The organism is Streptomyces sp. NPDC054786 (assembly GCF_053611685.1).
This window is the reverse complement of sequence record NZ_JBSHAW010000035.1, coordinates 69,596-93,300: the sequence shown is the minus strand read 5'-3', so window position 1 is coordinate 93,300 and position 23,705 is coordinate 69,596. Positions and strand designations below refer to the sequence as shown.

Annotated in this window: 22 protein-coding genes and 1 tRNA gene; 10 read left to right on the top strand and 13 right to left on the bottom strand. The window is 70.2% G+C overall.

The genetic code is table 11. From position 1 onward, the window contains the following. Positions 1-119 precede the first annotated feature (119 nt). Positions 120-839, bottom strand: a complete 720-nt coding sequence (locus ACWGI6_RS27445) for an ArsR/SmtB family transcription factor (protein WP_453269983.1) — start codon at positions 837-839, stop codon at positions 120-122. A 63-nt stretch (positions 840-902) separates the two neighbouring features. Here ACWGI6_RS27445 and ACWGI6_RS27440 point away from each other — a divergent pair, with 63 nt between their 5' ends. Further along, a complete protein-coding gene (locus ACWGI6_RS27440; RefSeq protein WP_453269982.1) occupies positions 903-1,736 on the top strand; it encodes an isocitrate lyase/PEP mutase family protein in 834 nt (277 codons plus the stop codon). A gap of 73 nt (positions 1,737-1,809) precedes the next feature. On the opposite strand, the gene ACWGI6_RS27435 is transcribed toward ACWGI6_RS27440, so the two are convergent. After that, on the bottom strand, positions 1,810-2,094 hold the full coding sequence (locus ACWGI6_RS27435) for a hypothetical protein (RefSeq protein ID WP_453269981.1): 285 nt from the start codon (positions 2,092-2,094) through the stop codon (positions 1,810-1,812). Between the two features lie 396 nt (positions 2,095-2,490). On the opposite strand from ACWGI6_RS27435, the gene ACWGI6_RS27430 reads away from it, so the two are divergent. Both ACWGI6_RS27430 and ACWGI6_RS27425 read left to right on the top strand, forming a co-directional pair. After that, positions 2,491-3,042 (top strand): hypothetical protein, encoded by a 552-nt coding sequence (locus ACWGI6_RS27430; protein ID WP_453269980.1) that lies wholly within the window; start codon positions 2,491-2,493, stop codon positions 3,040-3,042. Beyond that, a complete protein-coding gene (locus tag ACWGI6_RS27425) occupies positions 3,039-4,322 on the top strand; it encodes a sensor histidine kinase (RefSeq protein ID WP_453269979.1) in 1,284 nt (427 codons plus the stop codon). The genes ACWGI6_RS27430 and ACWGI6_RS27425 overlap by 4 nt, the downstream gene beginning before the upstream one ends. Before the next feature lie 389 nt (positions 4,323-4,711). Here the strand turns inward: ACWGI6_RS27425 and recQ are convergent, their stop codons facing one another. The 6 genes from recQ to ACWGI6_RS27395 form a co-directional block, all read right to left on the bottom strand. Further along, the gene (gene recQ / locus ACWGI6_RS27420; RefSeq protein ID WP_453269978.1) at positions 4,712-6,790 is read right to left on the bottom strand and encodes a DNA helicase RecQ; all 2,079 of its coding nucleotides are present in this window, start codon (positions 6,788-6,790) and stop codon (positions 4,712-4,714) included. 561 nt (positions 6,791-7,351) lie between these two features. Continuing rightward, positions 7,352-8,332, bottom strand: coding sequence for an alpha/beta fold hydrolase (locus ACWGI6_RS27415; RefSeq protein ID WP_453269977.1), 981 nt, complete (start codon positions 8,330-8,332; stop codon positions 7,352-7,354). 663 nt (positions 8,333-8,995) lie between these two features. After that, positions 8,996-9,613, bottom strand: coding sequence for a hypothetical protein (locus tag ACWGI6_RS27410; RefSeq protein ID WP_453269976.1), 618 nt, complete (start codon positions 9,611-9,613; stop codon positions 8,996-8,998). Positions 9,614-10,147: 534 nt separating this feature from the next. Next, positions 10,148-10,223, bottom strand: a tRNA-Arg gene (locus ACWGI6_RS27405). A 458-nt stretch (positions 10,224-10,681) separates the two neighbouring features. Next, a complete protein-coding gene (locus ACWGI6_RS27400; protein ID WP_453269975.1) occupies positions 10,682-11,005 on the bottom strand; it encodes a hypothetical protein in 324 nt (107 codons plus the stop codon). Continuing rightward, on the bottom strand, positions 11,002-11,202 hold the full coding sequence (locus ACWGI6_RS27395) for a hypothetical protein (RefSeq protein WP_453269993.1): 201 nt from the start codon (positions 11,200-11,202) through the stop codon (positions 11,002-11,004). The genes ACWGI6_RS27400 and ACWGI6_RS27395 overlap by 4 nt, the downstream gene beginning before the upstream one ends. Positions 11,203-11,269: 67 nt before the next feature. On the opposite strand from ACWGI6_RS27395, the gene ACWGI6_RS27390 reads away from it, so the two are divergent. Beyond that, positions 11,270-11,929, top strand: coding sequence for a TetR family transcriptional regulator (locus tag ACWGI6_RS27390; RefSeq protein WP_453269974.1), 660 nt, complete (start codon positions 11,270-11,272; stop codon positions 11,927-11,929). Between the two features lie 32 nt (positions 11,930-11,961). Here the strand turns inward: ACWGI6_RS27390 and ACWGI6_RS27385 are convergent, their stop codons facing one another. Then, on the bottom strand, positions 11,962-13,209 hold the full coding sequence (locus ACWGI6_RS27385) for a M6 family metalloprotease domain-containing protein (protein ID WP_453269973.1): 1,248 nt from the start codon (positions 13,207-13,209) through the stop codon (positions 11,962-11,964). A 377-nt stretch (positions 13,210-13,586) separates the two neighbouring features. Here ACWGI6_RS27385 and ACWGI6_RS27380 point away from each other — a divergent pair, with 377 nt between their 5' ends. Continuing rightward, positions 13,587-14,249 (top strand): TetR/AcrR family transcriptional regulator, encoded by a 663-nt coding sequence (locus ACWGI6_RS27380; RefSeq protein WP_393907495.1) that lies wholly within the window; start codon positions 13,587-13,589, stop codon positions 14,247-14,249. Between the two features lie 156 nt (positions 14,250-14,405). Next, the gene (locus ACWGI6_RS27375) at positions 14,406-15,938 is read left to right on the top strand and encodes an MFS transporter (RefSeq protein ID WP_453269972.1); all 1,533 of its coding nucleotides are present in this window, start codon (positions 14,406-14,408) and stop codon (positions 15,936-15,938) included. Between the two features lie 150 nt (positions 15,939-16,088). Here ACWGI6_RS27375 and ACWGI6_RS27370 read toward each other — a convergent pair whose 3' ends face one another. Continuing rightward, positions 16,089-16,586: a MarR family winged helix-turn-helix transcriptional regulator gene (locus ACWGI6_RS27370; RefSeq protein WP_453269971.1), complete on the bottom strand. Its 498-nt coding sequence runs from the start codon at positions 16,584-16,586 to the stop codon at positions 16,089-16,091. Between the two features lie 163 nt (positions 16,587-16,749). Here ACWGI6_RS27370 and ACWGI6_RS27365 point away from each other — a divergent pair, with 163 nt between their 5' ends. After that, positions 16,750-17,517 (top strand): DODA-type extradiol aromatic ring-opening family dioxygenase, encoded by a 768-nt coding sequence (locus ACWGI6_RS27365; RefSeq protein WP_453269991.1) that lies wholly within the window; start codon positions 16,750-16,752, stop codon positions 17,515-17,517. A 140-nt stretch (positions 17,518-17,657) separates the two neighbouring features. On the opposite strand, the gene ACWGI6_RS27360 is transcribed toward ACWGI6_RS27365, so the two are convergent. From ACWGI6_RS27360 to ACWGI6_RS27350, 3 genes are all read right to left on the bottom strand, one after another. After that, entirely contained in the window at positions 17,658-18,707 is a 1,050-nt protein-coding gene (locus ACWGI6_RS27360; RefSeq protein ID WP_453269970.1) for a questin oxidase family protein, read from the bottom strand. A gap of 334 nt (positions 18,708-19,041) precedes the next feature. Then, positions 19,042-19,590, bottom strand: a complete 549-nt coding sequence (locus tag ACWGI6_RS27355) for a hypothetical protein (protein WP_453269969.1) — start codon at positions 19,588-19,590, stop codon at positions 19,042-19,044. A 156-nt stretch (positions 19,591-19,746) separates the two neighbouring features. Further along, a complete protein-coding gene (locus tag ACWGI6_RS27350) occupies positions 19,747-20,346 on the bottom strand; it encodes an N-acetyltransferase family protein (RefSeq protein ID WP_453269968.1) in 600 nt (199 codons plus the stop codon). Positions 20,347-20,532: 186 nt separating this feature from the next. Between ACWGI6_RS27350 and ACWGI6_RS27345 the strand changes: the two genes are divergently transcribed. The 3 genes from ACWGI6_RS27345 (at position 20,533) to pfkB (ending at position 23,573) form a co-directional block, all read left to right on the top strand. Then, on the top strand, positions 20,533-21,534 hold the full coding sequence (locus ACWGI6_RS27345) for a sigma-70 family RNA polymerase sigma factor (RefSeq protein WP_453269967.1): 1,002 nt from the start codon (positions 20,533-20,535) through the stop codon (positions 21,532-21,534). Between the two features lie 312 nt (positions 21,535-21,846). Next, on the top strand, positions 21,847-22,629 hold the full coding sequence (locus ACWGI6_RS27340) for a DeoR/GlpR family DNA-binding transcription regulator (protein WP_453269966.1): 783 nt from the start codon (positions 21,847-21,849) through the stop codon (positions 22,627-22,629). After that, positions 22,626-23,573 carry a 1-phosphofructokinase gene (gene pfkB, locus ACWGI6_RS27335; protein WP_453269965.1) on the top strand — a complete coding sequence of 316 codons (948 nt, stop codon included), beginning with the start codon at positions 22,626-22,628 and terminating at the stop codon, positions 23,571-23,573. Before ACWGI6_RS27340 ends, pfkB begins: the two co-directional genes overlap by 4 nt. The last annotated feature ends 132 nt before the right edge of the window (positions 23,574-23,705 follow it).

Here is a 23,705-nt window from a genome sequence, read left to right as displayed (position 1 = left end):
CGTACGGTACGGGTGAGGGGAGTGCGGAGCACGGGGATTTCGGGGCCCGGGGCGGCGCGGCAGCAGGCGCGATGCGACGGACGCGCCCCCGGGCGCGGGCCGTTCGGGCGCCGCCCCGCTCACATCAGATCTGCCGCCGCCCCGTCGATCCCCAGCAGGTCGTGCAGCGCCGTCGCCCCTTCCGGGGTGAGGCGTACGGCCCTGCCGCTGCCGATCCGGCGGATCCAGCGGCGGTCCAGCAGGCGGTCACAGAGCCGGGCGCCTGCCGTGCCCGCGAGATGGGACCGGCGCTCGGTCCAGTCCAGGCAGCCGCGGGCCGTTGGCCGGCGCCCCGTGCGCAGCGTGGCCGGCTCGATCCCCAGGCCGTCGGCGAGCCAGTCCCGCCCGGCGTCGGTGAGCGCGAACCCGCCGTCCTGGTCGAGCAGCCCCCGCCCGGTCATGGCGTCGGTGATCGTCACGCCGAGCCGGCCGGCCAGGTGGTCATAACAGGTGCGGCCGCGGGCGAGCGCGGCGGAGGCGGTCACGGCACGCAGCCCGCGGGGCCGCCCGGCCGGCGGTTCGAGATGTGCGGTCAGGGATTCCAGCAGATCCGCGACGTGCGGACCGGCGAGCTGGACGTAACGGTGGCGGCCCTGATGCCGCTCCACCAGCAGCCCGCCGTCGGTGAGCCGGGTCAGATGCTCGCTCGCCGTCGAGGGGGCGACCTGCGCATACGCGGCCAGCTCGCCGGCCGTCCAGGCCCGGCCGTCGAGCAGGGCCAGACAGATGGCAGCCCGGGTGCGGTCCGCGAGCAGTGCGGCCAGCCGTGCGAGCTCGGAGCTGTACGCCGGAGTGGTCATGACTCCATTGTCCGCCGCGAGTCTTCGGCGCCTACCGAAGGGACTCCGGCCTACGGTGCCCATATGAGCACCTCCCCGGAGTACGCCACCTTCCACTTCCATGCGCTGCACCATGCCGACCAGCCGCTGCTGCTGCCCAACGCCTGGGATGTCATCTCGGCCGTCGCGCTCGCGGGGGCCGGATATGCGGCGGTCGGCACGACGAGTCTGGGCGTCGCCGCGGCCCATGGCTATCCGGACGGGCGCGGGCTCGCCGAGGTCCGGGACGCGACGCTGGCCCTGGCGCTGCGGCTCAACGGCCGGCTGGCCTGCCCGTACACGGTCGACGTGGAGGGGGGATTCGCCAGTGATCCCGGCCAAGTGGGGGATCTGGCAGCCGAGTTGGCGGAGGCCGGGGCCGCCGGACTGAACCTGGAGGACGGACTGCCCGGCGGCGAGGGGCTGCAGGATCCGGTGCGTCAGGCCGAATTGCTCAGCGCGGTGAAGGAACGGGCGCCGGGCCTCTTCCTCAACGCCCGGATCGACACCCACTGGCTGGCGGACAGCCCACCGCCGCTGTCGGTGACGCTCGCGCGCGCCGAGACCTATCTGGCGGCGGGCGCGGACGGCATCTTCGTACCCGGCGTCATCGCCGACGACGATGTGTCGGCCCTGGTCGCCGGGATCCCCGCACCGCTGAACATCCTCTTCGCTCCCGGACGGCACACCGTCAGCCGTCTGGCGGATCTCGGTGTACGCCGCATCAGCACCGGCTCGCTGCTCTTCCGTACGGCTCTGCAGGCCACCCTCACGGCGGCGGACGCCATCCGTACGGGCCGGCGGCCGACGGATGCGGCCGGGGCGGGCGGCGAGGTGCTGAACTACGGGGAGGTGCAGCGGTTGGTGGGGGAGGAGTAGCGGGGCGGTGGCCGGGGGCGTCGGCCCTCGGGATCCGGTGGGCGCCGGGGGCCCGCAGAGCCGGCGCCGGGGTTCAGGCCTGGCTACCCCGGCTGCCGTGGCGCCGACGGTGTATGGCGACCACCGCGCCCGCCATGCCCAGCGCGCCCGCACCGCCTATCACCCCGGCCTTGGGCAGATGCCCGGCCTTCTCGGCCAGTCCGGCCAGCCCGTTGTCGGGCATCATGATCGACTTCCGGCTCTCCGTGGGCGCGGTGGAGTCGGCGGCGAAGGCCGCGCCTGCGGGAAGCAGCAGGACGGCCAGCGCACCGGTCGCGACGGTGGCGGTGCGGATCACGGAGCGGTGCTGGGCCCGCATGGGTACTCCTCGTCGTGGGCGGCTGGGGCCGCCGTAGGGGCGTGGTGACTAAGGAGCACGCTACGGAGCGTCCTTAACGGTAATCCGTACGTTGTGTAACAGTCGCCGAGATCTCTGGGAGCGGTCGTGTGAAGAACCGCCCGCTCGGTGGAGGTAAAGGCCCCAAAAGCCGCCAGAATGGCCGATCCAAAGATTCCGCCCGGCACCGCCTTGAATAGCTTTGTGTCAGGTTACGTCCTTATATAAGGCGATTCCGAAGGGTGCTCACGCAAGGTGACAAGGCGCAGAGGCAGTGACGACGGAATGCGACGGCTGAGACCCCGCACGGCGTTGACCCCCCTCTCCGTTCGCGCCACCCTCACCTCACTCGTCCTCCTTACGACCGGATGTGCGGGCGTGGAGGGTTTGCAGAGCGAGGGGCGCGCCCCGGATGTGGATGCGCCGCTGGTGCTGTGGCCGAACTATTCGCCCGCCCCGCCCAGCCGCGACGACAATCCGGTGGCCCTGGTGCCCGTCCCGCATGTCCCGCGGATCCCCAGCGGCACCATGACGGAGGCGAACCCGCTCGCCGTCCTCGACGCGGACATCGCCGCGCAGGGCCGGACACCGCCCGCCCCGAAGTCGGTACGCCGTCCCGAGCTGCACGACCTCACGGGCGACGGCAAGCCGGACCTGATCATGGCCGTCAACCTCGACCCCCGCAACAGCGAACTGCGGGTGTACAGCGTCCGGGGCAAGGTGGTGACCCGGATCCTCGTACTGCGCGGTGTGCTGGCCGGCGTCGAGCTGGCGGCCGGGCATCTCGCCATTCGCGAGCCCACCAAGGATCCGCGCTACGTCAGCGTCATCGACTACCTCTGGGACGGCGATTCGATGAGTCTGTGGAACCTGACCCTCGACGACGCCCGCACGCCCCAGACCCCGCAGGCCGGCGGCGGCAGCCCATGAAACGCCCGGCGGTCTCCCTCCGTTGGAAGATCGCGCTGACCGTGCTGGCGGTGAGCTGCGCGGTCGCCGCCGTCCTCGGCGTCCTCGTCCACAATGCGGTGGCCCGTCAGACCGTCGGCCAGGTCCGCAAGGAGACCCGCGCAAACCTCGACACCGCCCTGGACCTCTTCGAGTACGGCACCTCACGCGAGGGCCTCAACTCCCTTCTCGACCCGCCCGAACTGCCCGCCGAGCTACGCCGGTTGGCGCGATCCGGCCAACGCGGCACCATGGTGGGGGCGTATCGGGGCCGCCCCGTCATGTGGGCGGCGGCGCCGGCCGACGGCCAGGTGATGGCCGTCTGGTCGCCCTACGGCAACACCCGCCGCTCCCTGGAGAATCTCGACACCGCCATCCTCGGCTCGGCCGTGCTCGCCGCCGCGGTCGTCGCCCTCGCCGGACTGTTCCTGGCTCAACGCATCAGCCGTCGGCTGGGCACCACGGCGGCGGTCGCACGCCGGATCACCGCCGGCGACCTGGACGCCCGGGTCGGCAACGGCGCAGATCAGGGGCCGGGCGGCGGCTCGGCGGGGCAGGACGAGGTGGCGGCGGTGGCCGCGGCGCTGGACTCGGTGGCGGGGTCCCTGCAGAGCCGTCTCCAGGCGGAACAGCGCTTCACCGCCGATGTCGCACATGAGCTCCGTACGCCGCTCACCGGCATCCTCGCCTCCGCCGAGCTGCTCCCGGAGGGCCGCCCCAAGGAGATGATCAACGACCGGCTGCGGGCACTGCGCCGCCTCACCGAAGACCTGCTGGAGATCTCCCGGCTGGACTCCGGCACCGAGCGCGCCGACCTCGCCGCCTACGACCTCGGAACGCTGGTCGAAGGCTCCGTACGCGCCACCGGCCTCGACACCGCCGTGCGGATCGTCGCCGACACGCTGGTCGAGACCGACCGGCGCCGCCTCGACCGCATCGTCGCCAACCTCGTCATCAACGCACACCGGCACGGCCGGCCCCCGGTCATCGTCACCGTCGACGCCCCGGCCGGCGGCCCACCGACCATCGAGGTACGTGACCACGGCCCCGGTTACCCCGACGACCTGCTGCATCACGGCCCGAGGCGCTTCCGCACCGACGCCCCCGGCCGTGGGAAGGGCCACGGCCTGGGCCTGACCATCGCCGTGGGCCAGTCCGCCGTCCTGGGCATAGACCTGCGCTTCACCAACGCCCCCGACGGCGGCGCCCGCACGATCCTTCGACTGCCTCATGACGCCCCCGTTACTTCCTGTACTCCCTGATCCGCTCTCCACCGGCGCGGTGGGCCGGGCGTCCAGGTGTCGGTTGTCCGGCTACCTGGCCTTCCGGTCGCCTGGTCGGCCGGGCGTCCGACCACCTGGTCGCCCGGCCGTCCCGACATCTGGCTACCCGGCCGTCCGGCTACCCGGCTACCGGGCCGTCCGGCCACTGGGCCATCCGGCTGCCGGGCCACCCGGCCACTGGGCCGTCCGGCTACCGGGCCGTCCGGCTACCGGGCCGCCTCGCTCCACCCGGTCACCCGGTCACCCGGCCGTCCCGCCTCGCTCCACCCGGCTCCCCTCGCACCGAGCACCGCCGACAGACCTGCCGCGGGTGCGTGCACCGGTCCGCCGAGCTACTACCGGCCGGCCCCGCGGGCGCCTTCACCAGTTCACCAGTCAATGTCATCCGGCGGCTCCGGAAACGCCTCCTCCTCGTCAGGTTCCGGCTGCGGCGCCGACGCCGCAGGGCGCTCCCCGGTCGCCCCGCTCGGCCCGGCCGCCCCGGCAGCCTTGGCGGTCCCGGCCGTCGCTGTTGCCCCGGCCGTCGCTGTTGACCCGGCCGCCGTTGACGCCTCGCCGCCCTCTCCGTCCGCGGTCTCCCGCCCCGCCAGTACATCCAAGATCGACGATCCGTACTTCGCGAGCTTGTTCTCGCCGACCCCGCTGATCGTGCCGAGCTCGTCCGTGGTCGTCGGCCGGAGGGTGGCGATCTCCCGCAGCGTGGCATCGTGGAAGATCACGTACGCGGGCACGCCCTGCTCCTTAGCCGTACGCCCCCGCCAGCCGCGCAGTGCCTCGAAGACCGGCAGGGCCTCCTCCGGCAGATCCACCGGCGCCGCACGCTTGCCCTTCGCCTTCGCCTTGGCCGCCCGCGCCGCCTTCTCCGGCTCCCGCCGCATCGGCACCTCGCGCCGGCCGCCCAGCACCTCGCTGCTCGTCTCCGTGAGCACCAGCGTGCCGTAATCACCTTCGACGGCGAGCAGCCCCTGAGCCAGCAACTGCCGCACGACACCGCGCCATTCGGCTTCCCGGATGTCGTTCCCCACCCCGAAGACGCTCAGCCCGTCGTGATCGAACTGAATGACCTTGGCGGTTTTCTTCCCCGTCAGAATGTCGATGATCTGGCCCGCGCCGAACTTCTGCCCGCGCTCACGCTTCAGCCGTACGACGGTGGACAGCAGCTTCTGCGCGGCCACCGTGCCGTCCCAGGTCTCCGGCGGGACCAGGCATGTATCGCAGTTGCCGCATGCGCTGCTCTCCTGACCGAAGTAGGCCAGCAGCCGGACCCGTCGGCACTGCACCGTCTCGCACAGTGCCAGCATCGCGTCGAGATGGGCCGACAGCCGCCGCCGGTGCGCCTCGTCCCCCTCCGACCCGTCGATCATCTTCCGCTGCTGCACCACATCCTGCAGCCCGTACGCCAGCCAGGCCGTCGACGGCTGCCCGTCCCGCCCTGCGCGCCCCGTCTCCTGGTAGTAGCCCTCCACCGACTTCGGCAGATCCAGATGCGCCACGAACCGCACATCCGGCTTGTCGATGCCCATGCCGAACGCGATCGTGGCCACCACGATCAGCCCGTCCTCGCGCAGGAACCGGGACTGGTGCTCGGCACGCGTCCGCGGGTCGAGCCCCGCGTGATACGGCACCGCCGCAATGCCGTTCTCGACCAGGAACTGTGCGGTCTTCTCGACCGAGGCCCGCGACAGGCAGTAGATGATCCCCGCGTCGCCCGCATGCTCGTTCCGCAGCAGCTCCAGCAGTTGCTTCTTCGGCTCGCTCTTCGACGCGATCCGGTACTGGATGTTCGGCCGGTCGAAGCTCGCCACGAAATGCCGGGCGTCCGCCATCCGCAGCCGAGAGGTGATCTCGGTATGAGTGGCCTCGGTCGCGGTGGCGGTCAGCGCGATCCGCGGCACCTCGGGCCAGCGTTCGTGCAGCATGGACAGCGCCAGATAGTCCGGCCGGAAGTCATGGCCCCACTGCGCGACACAGTGCGCCTCGTCGATCGCGAAGAGCGAGATCTTCCCCCGGTCCAGCAGGCTCAGCGTCTGCTCGACCCGCAGCCGCTCGGGTGCCAGATACAGCAGGTCCAGCTCCCCGGCCAGGAACTCGGCCTCGACGAGCCGCCGCTCCTCCAGGTCCTGCGTCGAATTGAGGAACCCGGCCCGCACCCCGAGCGCCCGCAGGGCATCGACCTGGTCCTGCATCAACGCGATCAGCGGCGAGATGACAACCCCCACACCGCCTCTGACCAGCGAGGGAATCTGGTAGCACAGTGACTTGCCGCCACCGGTCGGCATCAGGACAACCGCGTCCCCGCCCCCTATGACGTGCTCAATGATCTCCTGCTGACTCCCGCGGAACGACTCGTACCCGAACACCCGGCGCAGCATCTGCACCGCCTCGCTTGCGTCCGAAGCGCCTTCCACATCCATGTCCACGACCACTTCCACGTCCGCCAGAGCCATTCCAGAAGCCTACGAGTTCCGAGGGGGTCCTCGTCGACCCTGTGGATAACTCCCACCGCCCCGCACGGCCCGCCCGCACGGCCCGCCCGCACGACATCCTCCTGAACCGCACGAAAGCCGCACGAGAAGACCACGAGCGCCGCCTTCGCCGGCGGCATTGCGCTCCCTTCCCCTCCACGTTCACCTCCACGGGAGCCACCTGGGGCTGGTCCCGCCCGTGGCGCGAACAGGGCTCCTCGGGCTGGTCATGGGCACGCCCCCAGCAGCCGGCCCGCCGGGCGGCACTGCCGTAGGGGAACATGCCTGCGCCGCCACACCGCCGCCCTCCAACGGACTGCCTGCGGCACCACACCACCCATCCGCCGTCCTCAGGGACAACGGCCATCCGCCGTCCTCAGGGACAACGGCCATCCGCCGTCCTCAGGGACAACGGAAGGAGCCCCGCAGACGAGCGCGCCCTGGCGACGTGCGTGGCTCCGCGAAACTGCACGGATCCGGCCGTCGACACACCCATAGCCGCCGATCGAGCCGAATCGGCGCGCCGGAAGCAGCCGCGGGCCGTCACGAAGATGACGGCGTGCCTCCGCTTTCCCGGCGGCGGGCCTTCTCGACAACCTCGCGAATCGCCTTGGTGACGAGCTCTGGCTGATTGTTGTGGATGTTGTGATCGCTGTGGGTCTTCGTGATGTGCGTCGCGCCGGGAAACTGCCGCGCAAGGCTCTTTTGAGAGGCCAGCTGTGCCCGCCAGAAAACCTGGGGATAGTCCGCCGGGGCATGGGCCGGCAGACGTGCCCGAAATGCGTCGGCGTCGAAGGTGTCGCCGCTCAGCACGACCACAGGGACCTTCGGCGGCCGAGGCGCAGCGCGGACCTGGGAAAAGGTGGTCGCAGGATCTTGCCTTTCGACGTCTTTCCACTGGTTGAGGCGCCGCTTGTCGTCGTTGCGGATCAGCGCAAGGAAGGTTTTGAACTGCCCAGGCGTGAGTTCAGACTGCAGGAATTCCGACTCCGCATCGACGAGGACAAGACCGGCCACGTCGTGCGGGTACTCGCCGGCGTAGATCCTGGCGACCGGGCCGGCCGCCGACCATCCGACGAGCACGTAGGGACCGGGTACCTTCGCTGCTCTCAACAGTGTGTGCAGGTCGGAGACGTCACCACGTGGCGTGGTGGGCTGCGGCACCGAAGTCGAGGTGGTGGGCTTGCCGTACTCCCGCGCCGTTCCGGGGCGATCGTAGGAACAGACCCTGGTGAATCTCCCGACCCCGGGATATACGGCAGATCTGCTGGGCTTCATGGTGCCGGCGGACCCGGTCACATAACTCCAGGTATCGGCGGCGGCAACGAGCCCCGGCACGAGAACCACCGTGGGAGACCCGCTGCCACGGCATTCCAGATACATCTTGCGCCCGCCACCGACATCGATCAGCCGCGCGAAAGTCTTCGTGGCCTTCGGGTGGGAGCTTGCCGAGGGAGTGGAGTTCGCACTGAGTGTGCTGCATGCCGTGACCAGCAGTGCAGGCCCGACCAGAATGCTGACCAACCCAGGAGATCCTCTTCGCGGACGCCGACCGCACCGACGGAAAAGGCCAGACCGACTCATCTCACTCCGTCACGACTCATCGTCACCGCATCAGAAGGGACCCCGGTGTATTGCACTTTCCGCCATGGGCAATCGGATTGGCATCCAGCGACACACTGCATCGTGCACTATGCAATACGGCCGACATCGGTCCGCCGCCCAGCGAGGAACAGCACCGCTGGGCAACGTATGCGATCGCCCACGAACCGACAACGATGCAGCCTCGGCGAGTCTCCCGGCACCACGAGAAGCGCCCGTCCGCACGCCGCCCAGAACACCCGGCATAAGGCCGTCAGCCACAAGCGGACGAGGGGCTTCTCAAGCCATCTGACGCACTGCCCCCTGGCGCCCCCGGCAGGATTCGAACTGCGACACCTGCTTCAGGAGAGGCTGGGCGATACGGCACGTGACCTGCGGCTCGGCTTACCGGGGACTGTGCCATCAGCCACAATTCACTCCCCACCCCTCAGAAGTGATTCTCAGCCGCGTACGGCAAGGCTTGGAGGAGGGCATGCCCAGCACAAGTACGCCGCAAGCACCACCAATGATCTTGACCGTACAGAAGCAGCGATGGCGTGCAATGGTTCGTAACCAATCGGGGCCGACGGCCTTGGAATTGATTTCTCACCGAGGTTGATATGAGAGCACGGGATCAGCCCATCCACCAAGGCGGCGGGAAAGCCCGAAGCGCGAAGGCAGCCACCAGCGTTGCTTGACATGGCCGGCAGTGACCGAGGACCACTGAGGTCCGGAGAGGTCTTCCACGCCCCACCACGTTTTGACGGCCTTGTTCCCGTGCAGCTTCAGGAGCGGCCAACGCGGAAGGTGCAATCCCACGAAGAACATTGAGACGTCATCCCCGCACTTGGTGGTGTAGAAGTACCGCTGAACGTCCGTGTAACTGGCTCCCAGTCCGCAGTCCAACCCCATGGTTCCTCCGAGCCAGGAAAGCGCCAGTCTCCCGCCGGCTGGAATGGACGGAACCAACACGGGGTTAAACCAAACTTCGCCGTTGAGACCCCGTTTGAGGCCGGTCCGCACGGTCTGAGCAACAACGATGTTGGTCGCGGGCCCCGTCCCTACGTTCACGAGCCACCACTTGGGTTCACCAGCGCCGCCCTGCCCGCTCTCCCACATGAACTGCAGGACGGGCATATGGGAGCGACGGCTCGCTGCATACGCGACCGATAAGGAGCCCAGGGACACAAGAACTGCAAGCACCGAGATCAGAATGGTCGTCATCGCACCTCCTACGCGCGACGAGCGCGGGTCTTCCCTACCCGCTGCCTCCTGGCTGAACGCATCATCAACCGACAAGCTCCGAATGGACCGCGCCGGGGAGTGGTGCAGGACGGTGCAGGACGTGGAAACGCGTACACAGTAAGGGAGTTCGGCCTCTTGGCGACATGGGGGTTATCGCCATGTGGGCTGCGGTGAGGTGGGCGCGCAGGCCTGCGCTGGACCGACGCCGACTCGGCCAAGCGGCCGAGTCCGCCGGTTTCCGAGAAATCCGGCTGCACGACGCCGGGCATGAGCGCGCCACACTCCGCACCGCTGCCGGATCGGCTCTCCGCATCGTGATGGAGGTCCTCGTGCACGGTCGAATCAGCATCACCATGGACGTGCACACGCATGCCGCCCAGGACACCCTGCGCGAGGCCCTCGGCCACATGGACCAACTGCTCACGAGGCACCCTGGCCGTGAGTGACGGTCGCCGTTGATGTCAGACCTGGATGCCAAAGGGCACCTACCAAGATTGGTAGGTGCCCTTTGCCTGGTGCCCCCGGCAGGATTCGAACCTGCGACACCCGCTTTAGGAGAGCGGTGCTCTATCCCCTGAGCTACGGAGGCAAGGGCCTGAGCCCCTGACAGGGTAGCCGATGCGTTCGCTGTAGTTCGCTTCTGTTGGGGATGGGGGCGGGTGGGCGTGGCCTGGTGGTGGGGTGGGGGCCGTTGTGGAAGGGCTTGTGTCGCGAATGTGTGGTGTGTGCCGTTCCTGTGGGTGCCGGTGATGGGGTGTCTGCCGGGCGGGTGGGCCGGTTGGCTTACACCGATGCCGATGCCGATGTCGATGCCAACTGCGACGGCGATGCCGACCGCCGAACCGGGTGCAGCCGACCCCGACCCCGACCCCGCCCCCCGACCCCGATCCCGCTGCGGAACCTGATGTCGATGCCGATGCCGATGCCGATGCCGATGCCGATGCAGACGCCGACGGCGGTGGTCGCATAAGAGATATGCGACCACCGCCGTCAGCGTTGTCCTGGCTGTCGGGCCGGCGTTCGTAGGCGCGGTCCGGGGGCGGGGTGTCAGCCGCCGATGTGCCAGCTGACTGTGCCGTCCGTTGTGGTGAGGAGGGCCAGGAGGAGTAGGTCGATGGCGCCGAGGGCGAGGCCCAGGGCGGCGCGGCCGCGGCGGGTGGTGCCGCGGGCCAGGGACAGGCCGCCGAGGATCAGGGCGCAGGGGCCGAGGACGATGTTGAGGACCAGGGTGCCGAGCAGGCCGAGGATGAACGAGGCCACGGCCATGCCGTCCGCGTGTGAGCGGAGGCGGGAGGCGGGCCGGCGCGGGGCCTGGGCTGCGGCGGTCGGCGCGGGGGAGGTCGTCCGCGCGGCTTCGCTGAGCGTGGTCATCGGGAGGTCACCTCGGCGTGGTGGCGGCGTTCGCGGAGGAAGAAGACGAGCAGCCAGCCGGCGATGACGGCGGCCGCGACGAGGGTGACGGGGATGGGGAGGTGTGCCGCGGTGCCCAGCATGATCCCCATCAGGAGGAGGGCTGCGACGAGGAAGAGCATGATCTTCCTTTCCGGTTCCAGAGGACAGTTGTTCACTCAGTTCCTTCAGTCTACGACTGCCCACGGGTGGAGTAGTTCGGAGAACGGCTGTTTACTGGATGACATGAGTCACAGTCTTGGAGTCCGGCAGGCCCAGAAACAGAAGACCCGTCAGGCGTTGCTCGACGCGGCGCTCGGTCTGCTGGAGGAGCAGAGCCTGAGCAGCCTGGGTCTGCGGGAGGTGACGCGGATGGTGGGGATCGCCCCGACCGCGTTCTACCGGCACTTCCGGGACATGGGTGAGCTGGGCGTCGCTCTGGTCGAGGAGGCGCTGGGGAGCCTGCATGTGATGGTGCGGGCGATTCTCGCCGAGCAGGATGGGGCCGAGGAGCGGATCGACCGTACGGTCGCGGTCGTGGAGCGGCATGTGCGCCAATATCCGCTGCACATCAGGTTCGTGGCGCGCGAGCGGCACGGCGGCGTACGGGCCGTGCGGCAGGCCATCGCGGATGAGCTGGGCCGGTTCGCGGAGGAGGTCGCGGCGGCGCTCAAGTCCCAGCCGGTGTCGGAAGGCTGGCGCGACGACGATGTGCGGATGCTCGCGGAGCTGTACGTGGACCGGCTGGTGACGACGGCCGCGGCACTGCTCGACGCCGAGGCGGACGGTGCCGAGGGGGCGGCCGGGCAGGTGGTGCAGAGGGCGCGCAGACAGCTGCGGCTGATCAGCATCGGGCGGCGGCACTGGCGGGAGGAGGGGCGGGGGGGCGACGGCGGGGGAGAGTAGGGGGCGCTGCTGCTGCGGTCCGCTCGTCCGTCTCAGGCGCGTGCCGGGGTCACCCGTACGCGATAGGTGCCGTCCGGATTCTCCGTCAGGACGGTGACGGACGCGCCGCTGTGGTGGTCCGTGTAGGTGTCGCCGGGGAGGAAGGTGGCGTCGGTCAGTTCCGGGTCGACGTATTTGTTGTCCTGGTAGCAGCCGCCGCTGTGCGGGGTGGCGTCCACGACGCGGAGCGGGCCGCGACCTGAGGGAACGTCGGTGGCGACCCGGTAGATGAGGATCCCGGGTCGGCAGACCGCGGGGTCGAGCGGGCCGCGGGTGCGGGCCTCGACGACCAGGGCGGTGCGGTGCGAGGTCGGAATGACGACGATCTTCGTGCCGCCGGGGGTGGAGACCGGGGTGAGGGTGTGTTCGCCGGGCGTCCCGCGGTGTGGGGCGCAGTGCACCTGATCGGCGGACAGCCAGCCGAGCTTCCACTTGTGCCAGCCGACGAAGTCGTTGCTCGGTCCCCAGTCCTCGTCCATCGGGTCCCAGTGTCCTGCCGCGGGCGGGGCGTCGCGGTCGTCGGTGAAGTAGAGGTCGGGCAGGCCGAAACTGTGGGCGTTCTCGTGGTTGAGGACGCGGAAGGCGCTCGCCCCGGCTTGCCGGCTCCAGATGAAGGACGCGTTCCGGAACGGCACCCCGTCGTTGGTCTTCAGTCCCATGTCGCCGCCGCTGAAGGTGACCGACAGGACGGTGCGGGACGCGGGCGGGCCCGCGTTGGGTGTGGCGATGACGTTGATGACGTCGTAGTCACGGAAGTCGACGAGCGGGTCGACGGCGCGGACGAGCTCCCGGGACAGGGCGTGATAGCCGCCGTCCGAGGCCGGGTCGAAGCTGGCACCCCGCTCGATGCCGTACGCCGCGAGCGGCCGTGACATGCGGATCCACCGGAACAGCGGCATGGGGTGGTAGGTCAGCCTGCCGTACGAGCTGGTGCGGAAGTAGTCCGTCGCGCCCGGGAAGAATTCGGCGAAGCGGTCCTGGGGGGACATCGTGGCGCGGGCGTCCGGGAAGTCGATGAAGAGGGTGAGTGCCCTGACGACGCCGGACGAGCGGGCGTAGCCGGGCGGGGTGTCCGTGGATTCGGCGACGTCGTCGTTGATGCCGCGCAGTGCGCACGGGCCGCTCGGCGAGGTGCCGGGCCCGGTAGGTATGGCGACGGCGCTGGGCGGTGCGCCCAGCGCTATGGCCGCGGCCGCGGTGGCCGCGCCTGCGGCCAGAGCCGCGGATACCTTGTGCTTCATATCGATCACCTTGTGTCGACGGGTGATCGCTCGCGCGCGGAGTTACGTCAACTGGAGTCATGGCGGGGCCGGATGGGTCGGGGTGCGCTCCCTTGCCGGTCGCGTCGGGGACGGTGCGCCGGGCACAGGGGGGTTGAGTGTGGTTCAGGTCACAAGAGGGCGTGAAATATCCGGGGAGGGTCTCCCCGTTTAACCAGGCGTCCGGATGAAACGGGGAGCGTCTCCCCGGTTCGTGCGGTCCCCGGTCGGTCGCCCGGCCCCTCGCCCGTCGCTCGACCCGGCCGCTCGCCGGCTCACCCGACCGGGCGGGCGGGGTTTGGTCCGTCCGGGAATCCAGGCCTTCGGGACGTGTCGAGAGTTGAGGGGAGTGAGCTGCCGTGACCGCCGTCGCCGCATGCGCGAAGTCCGGGGAGAAGGGGCAGCAGCCCCGACTGCGGGCGGATGCGCTGCGCAACCGGGAGCGGATCATTGCGGCCGCCCGCGAGACGATGGTCGAGTTCGGGCCCGAGGTCCCGCTCGATGAAATCGCTCGACGCGCGGGTGTCGGCAATGCGACGCTCTACCGTCACTTTGCGGATCGCCCGGAGTTGATCCACTACGTCACGCTCGCCGTCATGTCCCGTACCGCGGACCGCGCGGAGAGTGCCCTTGCCGAGGAGTCCGATGCCTTCCAAGCGCTGAGGCGCTTCGTCCATGCTGCGGTGGAGGAGCGGATCGGGGCGTTGTGCCCGTTGCTCTCCGACGGCATCGACCGAGACCACCCCGATCTGCTCGCGGCGCGCGAGCGCCTGGAGGCGGCCGTCGAGGCCGTGATGCGTGCCGCGCGCGACAGTGGCCAGCTGCGTACCGACATCGCCGTCGGTGATCTGATGGTCGCGATCACCCAGCTCACCCGGCCGCTGCCGGGCAGCAGCTGTACGAACTTCGACCAGTTCGTGCACCGTCATCTGCAGCTGTTCCTGGACGGTCTGCAGGCGCCCGCCCGTTCCGAACTTCCCGGCGCCGCCGCCACCTTGGACGACCTGAGGCGCCGCTCGTAGACCGGGCCACGCGCCGCAGCAGCCTGACGCGTCCCGCATATCCCACACGCCCTACGCATCCCCCACGTCCTACGCATCTCCCACGTCCCGTATTTCGCTCCGCACGTCCCGTTCTTCGCTCTTATTCGCTCACCGCACCACTAGGTGGATCCCGCCATGTCTGAAACAGCCACGCACGTCGATCCCCGGCGCTGGAAAGCGCTGATATTCATTGCCCTCGCCCAGCTGATGGTCGTTCTCGACGCGACCATCGTGAACATCGCGCTGCCCTCCGCTCAGGAGGATCTCGGTATCACCGACGCCAACCGGCAGTGGGTGATCACCGCCTACGCGCTGGCCTTCGGCGGTCTGCTGCTCTTCGGCGGGCGCGTCGCCGACCTGTGGGGACGCAAGCGGGCCTTCATCATCGGACTGACCGGATTCGCGGTCGCCTCCGCGCTCGGCGGGGCCGCGGCCAACCAGGGGATGCTGCTGGGCGCGCGTGCGCTGCAGGGTGTCTTCGGCGCGCTGCTGGCGCCGGCCGCGCTGTCGCTGCTGGCCGTGACCTTCACCGAGGCCAAGGAGCGCGCCAAGGCGTTCGGCATCTTCGGTGCGATCGCCGGTGGTGGCGGCGCCGTGGGTCTGATCCTCGGCGGGGTGCTGACCGAGTACATGAACTGGCGCTGGACCTTCTTCGTCAACATCCCGTTCGCCGTGGTGGCCGCGACCGGCGCTTTCCTGGTCATCCGCGAGCCCGAGGGGAGCCGCAACACCTCCCGGCTGGACATCCCCGGCGTCATCCTGGCCACGCTCGGCCTGGTCTCGCTGGTCTACGGGTTCACCCGGGCCGAGTCCGACGGCTGGCTGGCCGGCGCGACCCTCGGCCTGTTCGCCGCGGCGGTCGTCCTGCTGCTGGCGTTCGTGCTGGTCGAGTCCAAGGTGAAGGCCCCGCTGCTGCCGCTGCGGGTGGTCGCGGAGCGGAACCGTGCCGGTATCTATGCCTCGCTGGGCCTGGCCGTGATCGGCATGTTCGGTCTCTTCCTCTTCCTGACCTACTACCTGCAGATCGTGAAGGGCTACACCCCGGTCACCACCGGTCTGGCCTTCCTGCCGATGATCGTCGGCATGATCACCGGCTCGACGCAGATCGGCGCCCGGCTGATGACCCGGGTCCGGCCGCGGCTGCTGATGGCACCCGGTTTCACGGTCGCCGCGCTCGGCATGCTGGTGCTGACCCAGATCGACCTGGACACGTCCTACCCGGCGCTGATCCTGCCCGGCTTCCTGCTGATGGGCCTCGGCATGGGTACGGCGTTCATGCCGGCCATGTCACTGGCCACGCACGGGGTCCAGCCGCGGGACGCCGGTGTCGCCTCCGCGATGGTCAACACCTCGCAGCAGGTGGGCGGCGCGATCGGTACGGCCCTGCTGAACACCATCGCGGCCAGTGCCACCACCGCGTACGCCACCTCGCATGCGGCCGGTGCGCGCTCGCTGGATCTGCTCAAGCTGCAGTCGATGGTGCACGGCTACACCACCGCCATCTGGTGGGCGGTCGGCATTCTGGCCCTGGCAGGCGTGATCGCCTTCACCTTCATCAACACCGGGCGGCCGGGTGGCGGTTCGCCGGTGGCCTCCTCCGGTGACGGCGAGGCCGACGGTGCGGGCCAGGGCGAGAGCGAGCTGCAGGTTCCGGTGATGGCGCACTGATCCGGTGGGCGGGAGCCGTACGCACTCCCACGCCGGGCGGGTACCGGCCTTCCGCCACCCCGGCTCGTGGGTGACCCGCACGGCGTAGGCGTCGTACGGGTCCTGCCGCGACTCACACGGGCGTCGGCCTCGTCCGGCTCCGCTGATCCGTCAGCGGAGCCAGGGGAGGTCGGCGCCTTGCGGCTGCAGTCCTTCGGTCATGACCTGGCAGATCTCGGCCAGTTGGCCGACCTGTTCCTGGGAGAGCCGGTCGAATATCGCGGCGCGTACGGCGGCGACGTGCCCGGGGGCGGCCCTCTCCAGGACCCGCATTCCCTCGTCCGTGAGATGGGCGTTCTGGCCCCTCTTGTCGGACGGGCAGTTCTCGCGCCGTACCCAGCCGTTCCTCTCCAGGCGCGCGATCGCATGCGAGAGGCGAGAGCGGGTGATCTTGGCGTTCTGAGCCAGCTCGGTCATCCGCATCCGGCGCCGCGGTGCACGGGAGAGCTGGACGAGCAGGCCGTAGTAGACGTGCGGCATCCTTGCGTCCCGCTGCAGCTGACGATCGAGGTGATCCTCCAGGAGCGTGGTGGCGTGGAGGTAGCACTGCCAGGCGAATTGCTCCTCGTCGCTGAGCCAGCGCGGCTCGGTTACGGGTTCGATGCTCATACCATCCACTCTCTCACCACTCGGAGAGTTATTTAAGTTTTAACAAGGCCGGGTTACGCTGGGACTCGACGCTTGAACATTCAAGCATCTGGGCGCCGACGGCCGAGTCGTCGCGCGCACCGACTACTGCCAAGTGTGACGCTGTGGGGTCCTGATGTCCGTGATGCCGGCTCTCTTTCTCAGCCATGGTGCGCCGCCGCTCGCCGACGACCCGTGGTGGCCGGGTCAGCTCGCCGCCTGGTCCGCCGAGCTGCCGCGTCCCGAGGCCGTACTGATCGTCTCCGCGCACTGGGAGGAGGCGCCGCTCGCGCTCGGCGCCACCGCGACGGTGCCGCTGGTCTACGACTTCTGGGGCTTTCCGGAGCACTACTACCAGGTGCGATACCCGGCACCGGGGGCGCCGCGGCTGGCCGAGCGGATACGCGGGACGCTGCGTACGGCGGGGATGCCCGTGGCGGACCTCCCCGACCGGGGGCTCGACCACGGAGCGTACGTGCCGCTCGTGGAGATGTTCCCGGACGCCGGCGTCCCCGTACTCCAGATCTCCCTGCCGACCCTCGATCCGCGCCGGCTCCACGAGATCGGCCGCAAGCTCGCGCCGCTGCGCGAGGAGGGCGTACTGATCATCGGCAGCGGCTTCTTCACGCACAATCTGGCGGCGCTGCGGCACGTCGACGGCGGTACGCCGGCGTGGTCGGCGGAGTTCGACGACTGGGGGCGCCAGGCCCTGGAGGCCCAGGATCTCGATGCCCTCTTCGACTTCGCGCACAAGGCGCCGGCCGGCCGGCTCGCCCATCCCCGCACCGAGCACTTCGCCCCGCTGTTCGTGACCCTGGGAGCCGCGGACGCCTACGGGCAGCTGGACAGCGGACGCAGTGTGATCGACGGTTTCTGGATGGGGCTGGCGAAGCGGTCGGTGCAGTTCGGCTGAGGGTTCGGCTGGGGGTTCGGCTGGGGGGCGGGGTACGGATGCGGCGCGGGCGGCGAGCTCGGGCCGGTCGCCCGTCGCCTCGTTGGTCCTCCGTCGCCTCGTTGGTCGTCCGCCGCCGTCCCCCAGTCGTCGGCCCGCCCCTAGTCGTCCTCGGCGATCAGCGCGAGGGCGTTCAGGGCCGCCGACAGTGCGCGGGTGTCGCCGTTCTCGGAGGCCGCCGCCACGTCCAGCGCGGTGTCCGCGAACTTGATCGCATGTTCGTTGCCGTGGGCGACCGCCCGCTCGAAGACCTCTTCGGGGGCGGCCGAGGCGGCGTCCGGCGCGGGGCGCGGGGTCTCGGCGGCGTAGATCGCGGTGATCGCCGAGGCCGCCGCCCAGGCCACCACGAACGAGCTCGCCCACAGTTCCCGGGGGAGCGCGGGCAGGGTGCGCAGCACCGCGTTCGGCGCGGTGGCGGCGTGCACCAGCATGATGCCGTTCCCGTGGCCGTGGTCCGCGTAGTTGAGCGTGGCGGCGCGTACGAGCCCGGTCAGGCCCGCGCGTGCGGCCTCGGGGTCATCGGGGACATGCAACGACTCGGTGGTGCTCAACCAGCCGGGTGTGCCCGGGAGTTGGGCGTATCCCTTCACCGGCGCCACGCGTTGGTCGGCGATACGGGGAAGGGCGGCAAGCGCCTCGGCCGGGGTGGCACGGCCCGTGGGGTGTACGGCGGCGGGCAGGAGCAGATGACGGGCGGCCCAGTAGCCGAGGGCATGGGCGAACTCCGCGGTCCGCGCCGCGTCTTCACCCACTGTCAGCAGGCTGTGCACGGCATGCCCCACGCGGATCACCGGGTGGGTGGCGGCGCCGGCGATGCCGGGCAGCAGGCGCGGCCACCACTCGGCGAGGAGCTCCCGCCAGGGCCGCTCGGCGAGCTGGTCGGTGAAGTACGCCGTCCAGTCGGTGACCCGGCCCGAATCGCCCAGCGCCTCCCGCCAGTTGGCGTGGGTGATACGGGTGCGGGCACTCGGCACGCCCTCCAGTCTGCTCGCGTAGGTGTCGAGCCAGCGGTGGACGGTGCGGGCCTGGCCGTTGCGGACCATGGCTTCCACGGCCATCGGTCCGTGGTTGCTCAGAGAGCCCTTGAACTCGGGGCCGGAGGTGTGCAGGCGCAGTAGGGCTTCGTCGAGTGTGCCGCTCGTCGTATCCATGCTGGGAGGCTAGGTCGGCGGGGCGGCACGCGTAACGGGCTTACGGCCTACACCGGTGGTCGTAAGGCCGCAGGTGGAGGCGGGTGGAGGCCGTTCTCGGCGGGGGCGCCGACCCGGGACCTATCCGGATGCCGGAATACCCGACAGAGGGTGTCGGGTATGGGCTGCGCACCATCCGGCGGACGTCCGGCGATGCGGCAGCACAGGTGGACTCGGAGGCGGAGTGACAGGTGGAGTGGAGGGCGGACGCAGGCGGGGATCGCCGGGCCGGCGGCCCGTGGGGCAGCGGGCCGACGATCAGCGGGTCACCTCAGTGGGTGCCTGAGCCGTTGTCTCAGTGGGTGGCCACGGGGAGGCGGTGGCCCCGGTGGGGCTTGTGGGGACGGTGTATGCCGTGCGGCTCGCGGGTGCGGTGGGTGCGGAAGACGTAGAGGGCGACGACGAACATCACGGCGCCCAGGGTGAGGCCGAACGCGGATGACTTGAGGATCGATTCCCCGCCGAGGCTGTAGACCCAGCCCATCGCGCAGCCGAAGAGCGCGCCGTAGGCGAGCGCCCGGGTCTCGGTGATCATGGACGACTGGAAGTGGGCCAGTGCCAGCCCCAGCACGCCGGTCACCACGGCCGCGGCCAGCCCGTACAGCATGGCCGGGCCGCCCTTGGTGCCGTCGGTGTGGGTGCGGAAGATGGTGAAGCAGCCGAAGGCGAGGGCCGCGATGACCGGCAGCGACACGGTCGCGGGGATGCGTGCGGCCAGGCCGGCTGGTCGGGCGGCCCGCTGCGGGTCATGGGACCGGGCGTTCGCCGTCGCGCCGTGTTCCACGTCGACGGTGCCGTGTGAGCGGGCGGCCCTTGCCTCGTGCCGATGAGCGTGCTGGTCCATGACGGGCTCCTCTCGATCATCCCGCTGTCCCGCTGCCCCTCCTGTCCAGGCGACACCCGGGCGTCGTCCGTGGCAACCCGAACCGCGGGTTACGGAGTCGGGCGGAACGGGCGGGTTAGGGACTCGGGGCCCGGGAAGGCGAGCCGGAGAGCGGGTTCAGTCCAGGTCCTTCTGGTACCAGGCCACGTCCCAGTAGCGGCCGAACTTGCGGCCCACCTCCGTGTACGTACCGATGTGCCGGAAGCCGAAACGGGTGTGGAGGCGCGTGGATGCCTCGTTCGGCTGGGTGATCCCGGCGTAGGCGCGATGAACGTCCTCGTCGGCCAGTGCCTCGAAGAGCGAGGTGTAGAGCAGGGTGCCGACGCCGCGGCCGGCGGCGTGCGGGGCGCAGTAGACGGTGACCTCGACGGAAGGGGCGTAGGCGGCCTTCGGGCGGAACGCGCTGCTGGTCGCGTAGCCGAGCAGCGCCCCTCCCGGTTGCCCGGCCCCGGACGCCGCGGACCCGGCGTGTAGCGCGCTCGTCGGCCCGTTGTGCGGGTTTTTCATCCGGTCTGTCGCCTCCTGGGCAACCAGAAGACGATGCGGGCCGTCTTGGGGGTGGGAGAGCAACCACGGGTGGCGCTGTTCGGGAGTGAGGGGCTCCAGGTCGAAGGTGATGCACGTCTCACGGATGTAGTGGTTGTAAAGCTCGGTGAGGGCCGGAAGATCTGCTTCAGTGCCCGCTCTGACCTGCACTTCCCCCTGCTCACGCGGCATGTGACCTCCCTGGGTGGGGGCGCAGGGTACTGCATGATCAGAAAAATAGCGGGGCAGCGTGGGAATTCTGTCCGGATTCCAGCCGTTGTTTCCTTCGGACGGGTCAGTCGGTGAAGCATCGGTTTCGATGCCCCTTCCGCCCCGCCCACCGTCCCGCGACCGACTCATCGCAAAGGGAGCACACGCATGGCAACCCGTGCCGTCGCCCGACGTCAGGAAACCAGCAACGGTTCTGGCGGGGCCAACAGTGTTCGCGCCGTAGGCGGGGAGATCGCCGACCGCGACCTGGTCGGCATGTACCTCGACGAGATCGCGCGCACGCCACTGCTCGACGCCGCCAAGGAGGTCGAGCTGTCCCAGACCATCGAGGCGGGCGTCTACGCCCAGCAGATCCTGGACGGCGAGGTCACCGACGGCAATGCCGCGGGCGCCGGGCGCGAGGAACTCGAGGCGCTGGTCGAGGAGGGTGCGAAGGCCAAGGACATCTTCATCCGTTCCAACCTTCGCCTGGTGGTGGCGGTCGCCCGCCGCTACCCGCGCGCCGGACTGCCCCTGCTGGATCTGATCCAGGAGGGCAACGCCGGTCTGGTGCGTGCCGTGGAGAAGTTCGACTACGCCAAGGGCTTCAAGTTCTCGACGTACGCAACATGGTGGATCCGCCAGGCCATCACCCGATCCATCGCCGACCAGTCGCGCACGATCCGGCTGCCCGTGCACCTCGTCGAGGAGCTGGGCAGGATTCGCCGCGTGCAGCGCGAGTTCAACCGTGAGAACGGCCGTGACCCGGAGCCGGCGGAGGTCGCCGGCGAGCTGGGCTCCACGCCCGCCCGCGTCACCGACGTACTCGACTGGGCACGCGACCCGGTCAGCCTGAACATGTCGGTGGACGACGACGGCGACACCCAGTTCGGTGATCTGCTGGAGGACACCTCCGCGGCCTCACCCGAGCAGTCCGTGCTCACGCTGCTGCGCAGCGAGGAGCTGGAGGATCTGATCGACCGCCTCGACCACCGCACCGCCTCGATCATCAAGGCGCGGTACGGCATAGAGGACGGACGTGAGCGCACGCTGACCGAGGTCGGCAAGCAGCACGGCCTGACCCGCGAGCGGATCCGGCAGATCGAGAAGCATGCCCTGCTGGAGCTGAAGCGGATGGCGCGTGACACCGGCTTCGACGCGGCCGCATAACGGGCGCGCGCTCTTGCGCGCGCCGCCATCCCTGGTGAGACGTGTGCCCGTATCGGACGAGCCCCGGTGCCCTTCGTGGCGTCGGGGCTCTCTTGTGTCCGCAGGTGCGTACGGACGGCGGCGGGCCGGGGGTGCGCGGGGCGTACGGACGGCGGCCGGGCCGGGGTGCGCGGTGCGTAGGGCTGGCTGATGCCTGGCCTCGCGATGTCTGTTTGAGTCTGCGCGGAGTCCATTTATGTTTACTTCGCGGAAATCCGGGCGTAGCATCCTGTTGAAACCACAGGTTCGGGCAGGGAACGGACAGACACGCTGATGTATGCACCGGAGCGCCAGCAGGAGATTCTGCGGCTCGCCCGTGAAGGCGGGCGGGTCGATGTGCTCTCCCTGGCGGAGGAATTCCAGGTCACCGCCGAGACCGTGCGGCGCGATCTGAAGGCGCTGGACCGGGCCGGCCTGGTGCGCCGGGTGCACGGCGGGGCCATTCCGGCCGGCCGGCTGGACTTCGAGCCCGACCTCGCCGAGCGGGACGCCGTCGCCGCCGACGAGAAGCAGCGCATCGCGCGGGCCGCACTCGCCGAGCTCCCCGGTGGGGAGGGCGGCGCCGGCAGCTCCGGGAACGTCATTCTGGACGCCGGTACGACCGCCGCCCGGCTCGCCGCCGAGATCCCGCTGGAGGCCGAGCTGACCGTCGTCACCCACGGCCTGCCGGTCGCCGCGCGGCTGGCCGACCACCCCGGGCTCACCCTCCACCTCGTGGGCGGCCGGATCCGGCACCGTACGCGGGCCGCGGTCGACGACTGGGCGCTGCGCGCCTACCGCGAGATCAACGCCGATGTGCTGTTCCTCGCGACCAACGGCTTCTCGCTCGACGGCGGCCTGACCACCCCTGACCTCGCGGAGGCCGCCGTCAAGCGGGCGCTGATCGCCGCCGCCCGCCGGGTCGTCCTCCTCGCCGACTCCGCCAAGTTCGGGCAGCAGCACTTCGCCCGCTTCGGCGAGTTGTCGGACGTGGACCTGCTCATCACCGACACCGGCCTGAGCCCCGACGACGCCCTCGCCATCGAGCGCGCGGGCACGGAAGTAGTACGCGCATGATCCTCACCGTCACCCCCAACCCCAGCCTGGACCGTACGTACGAGATCCCGGCGCTGGACCGCGGGGCCGTACTCCGGGCCACCGCCGACCGGATCGACCCCGGCGGCAAGGGCGTCAATCTCTCCCGGGCGGTCGCCGCCGCCGGACACCGCACCCTCGCCGTACTGCCTCTGGGCGGTCCGGCCGGCGCGGCGCTGGCCGCGCTGCTGGGCGCCGAGGGCATCGAGGTGGCGGGGGTGACGGTGGCCGGCCAGACCCGCTCCAACATCTCGGTCGCCGAACCCGACGGCACCCTGACAAAGATCAATGCGACCGGGCCCGAGCTGACCGCCGACGAGTCGGAGGCGCTGCTCACGACGGTCGGCGAGCGTTCCGTGGGGGCCGACTGGATCGCCTGCTGCGGCAGCCTGCCGCGCGGCCTGGCGCCCGAGTGGTACGCGGAGCTGGTGTCCCGCGCCCACCGTGCCGGCGCCCGGATCGCCCTGGACACCTCGGGCCCGTCGCTGACCGCGGCGCTGCGCGAATGCCCGGACGTCGTCAAGCCGAATGCCGAGGAGCTCGCACAGGCCGTCGGCCGGCCGCTCGCGACCCTCGGCGACGTGGTCAAGGCCGCCGAGGAGCTGCGCGCATGGGGAGCCCGCGCCGTACTGGCCTCCCTGGGGGCGGACGGCCAGCTCCTGGTCGACGAGGACGGCGCCTACTTCGGCAGCGCCCCGGTCGCCGCCGTCCGCAGCAATGTCGGTGCGGGCGATGCCTCACTGGCGGGCTTCCTCACGGCGGGCGGTACGGGGCCGATCGCGCTGGCCGCCGCACTGGCCCATGGCGCGGCCGCCGTTCAGCTGCCCGGCAGCCAGATGCCGACACCGGCCGATCTGGACGTCTCGGCGGTCACGACCACCGATGCGGTGCCGCTCAACCGCGTACTGACGGAGCCGGTGTCATGACGGCCGCGCAGCGATCCGGTGCGGTGGGTGCCGTGTGCGGAGCCGGTGCGGTAACCGTGCGCGGAGCCGGTGCGGTAAGTGCCGTCCACGGTGCCGCTGTTGCTGCGGTGCAGCAGCCCGGCGTCGTCCCCT

Excerpts from the sequence above, each read along its gene's own strand:
- ACWGI6_RS27445 (WP_453269983.1), bottom strand. The coding sequence starts at position 839 with ATGACCACTCCGGCGTACAGCTCCGAGCTCGCACGGCTGGCCGCACTG.
- ACWGI6_RS27440 (WP_453269982.1), top strand. The coding sequence starts at position 903 with ATGAGCACCTCCCCGGAGTACGCCACCTTCCACTTCCATGCGCTGCAC.
- ACWGI6_RS27435 (WP_453269981.1), bottom strand. The coding sequence starts at position 2,094 with ATGCGGGCCCAGCACCGCTCCGTGATCCGCACCGCCACCGTCGCGACC.
- ACWGI6_RS27425 (WP_453269979.1), top strand. The coding sequence starts at position 3,039 with ATGAAACGCCCGGCGGTCTCCCTCCGTTGGAAGATCGCGCTGACCGTG.
- recQ (WP_453269978.1), bottom strand. The coding sequence starts at position 6,790 with ATGGCTCTGGCGGACGTGGAAGTGGTCGTGGACATGGATGTGGAAGGC.
- ACWGI6_RS27410 (WP_453269976.1), bottom strand. The coding sequence starts at position 9,613 with ATGACGACCATTCTGATCTCGGTGCTTGCAGTTCTTGTGTCCCTGGGC.
- ACWGI6_RS27400 (WP_453269975.1), bottom strand. The coding sequence starts at position 11,005 with ATGACCACGCTCAGCGAAGCCGCGCGGACGACCTCCCCCGCGCCGACC.
- ACWGI6_RS27390 (WP_453269974.1), top strand. The coding sequence starts at position 11,270 with ATGAGTCACAGTCTTGGAGTCCGGCAGGCCCAGAAACAGAAGACCCGT.
- ACWGI6_RS27385 (WP_453269973.1), bottom strand. The coding sequence starts at position 13,209 with ATGAAGCACAAGGTATCCGCGGCTCTGGCCGCAGGCGCGGCCACCGCG.
- ACWGI6_RS27375 (WP_453269972.1), top strand. The coding sequence starts at position 14,406 with ATGTCTGAAACAGCCACGCACGTCGATCCCCGGCGCTGGAAAGCGCTG.
- ACWGI6_RS27370 (WP_453269971.1), bottom strand. The coding sequence starts at position 16,586 with ATGAGCATCGAACCCGTAACCGAGCCGCGCTGGCTCAGCGACGAGGAG.
- ACWGI6_RS27365 (WP_453269991.1), top strand. The coding sequence starts at position 16,750 with ATGCCGGCTCTCTTTCTCAGCCATGGTGCGCCGCCGCTCGCCGACGAC.
- ACWGI6_RS27360 (WP_453269970.1), bottom strand. The coding sequence starts at position 18,707 with ATGGATACGACGAGCGGCACACTCGACGAAGCCCTACTGCGCCTGCAC.
- ACWGI6_RS27355 (WP_453269969.1), bottom strand. The coding sequence starts at position 19,590 with ATGGACCAGCACGCTCATCGGCACGAGGCAAGGGCCGCCCGCTCACAC.
- ACWGI6_RS27350 (WP_453269968.1), bottom strand. The coding sequence starts at position 20,346 with ATGCCGCGTGAGCAGGGGGAAGTGCAGGTCAGAGCGGGCACTGAAGCA.
- ACWGI6_RS27345 (WP_453269967.1), top strand. The coding sequence starts at position 20,533 with ATGGCAACCCGTGCCGTCGCCCGACGTCAGGAAACCAGCAACGGTTCT.
- ACWGI6_RS27340 (WP_453269966.1), top strand. The coding sequence starts at position 21,847 with ATGTATGCACCGGAGCGCCAGCAGGAGATTCTGCGGCTCGCCCGTGAA.
- pfkB (WP_453269965.1), top strand. The coding sequence starts at position 22,626 with ATGATCCTCACCGTCACCCCCAACCCCAGCCTGGACCGTACGTACGAG.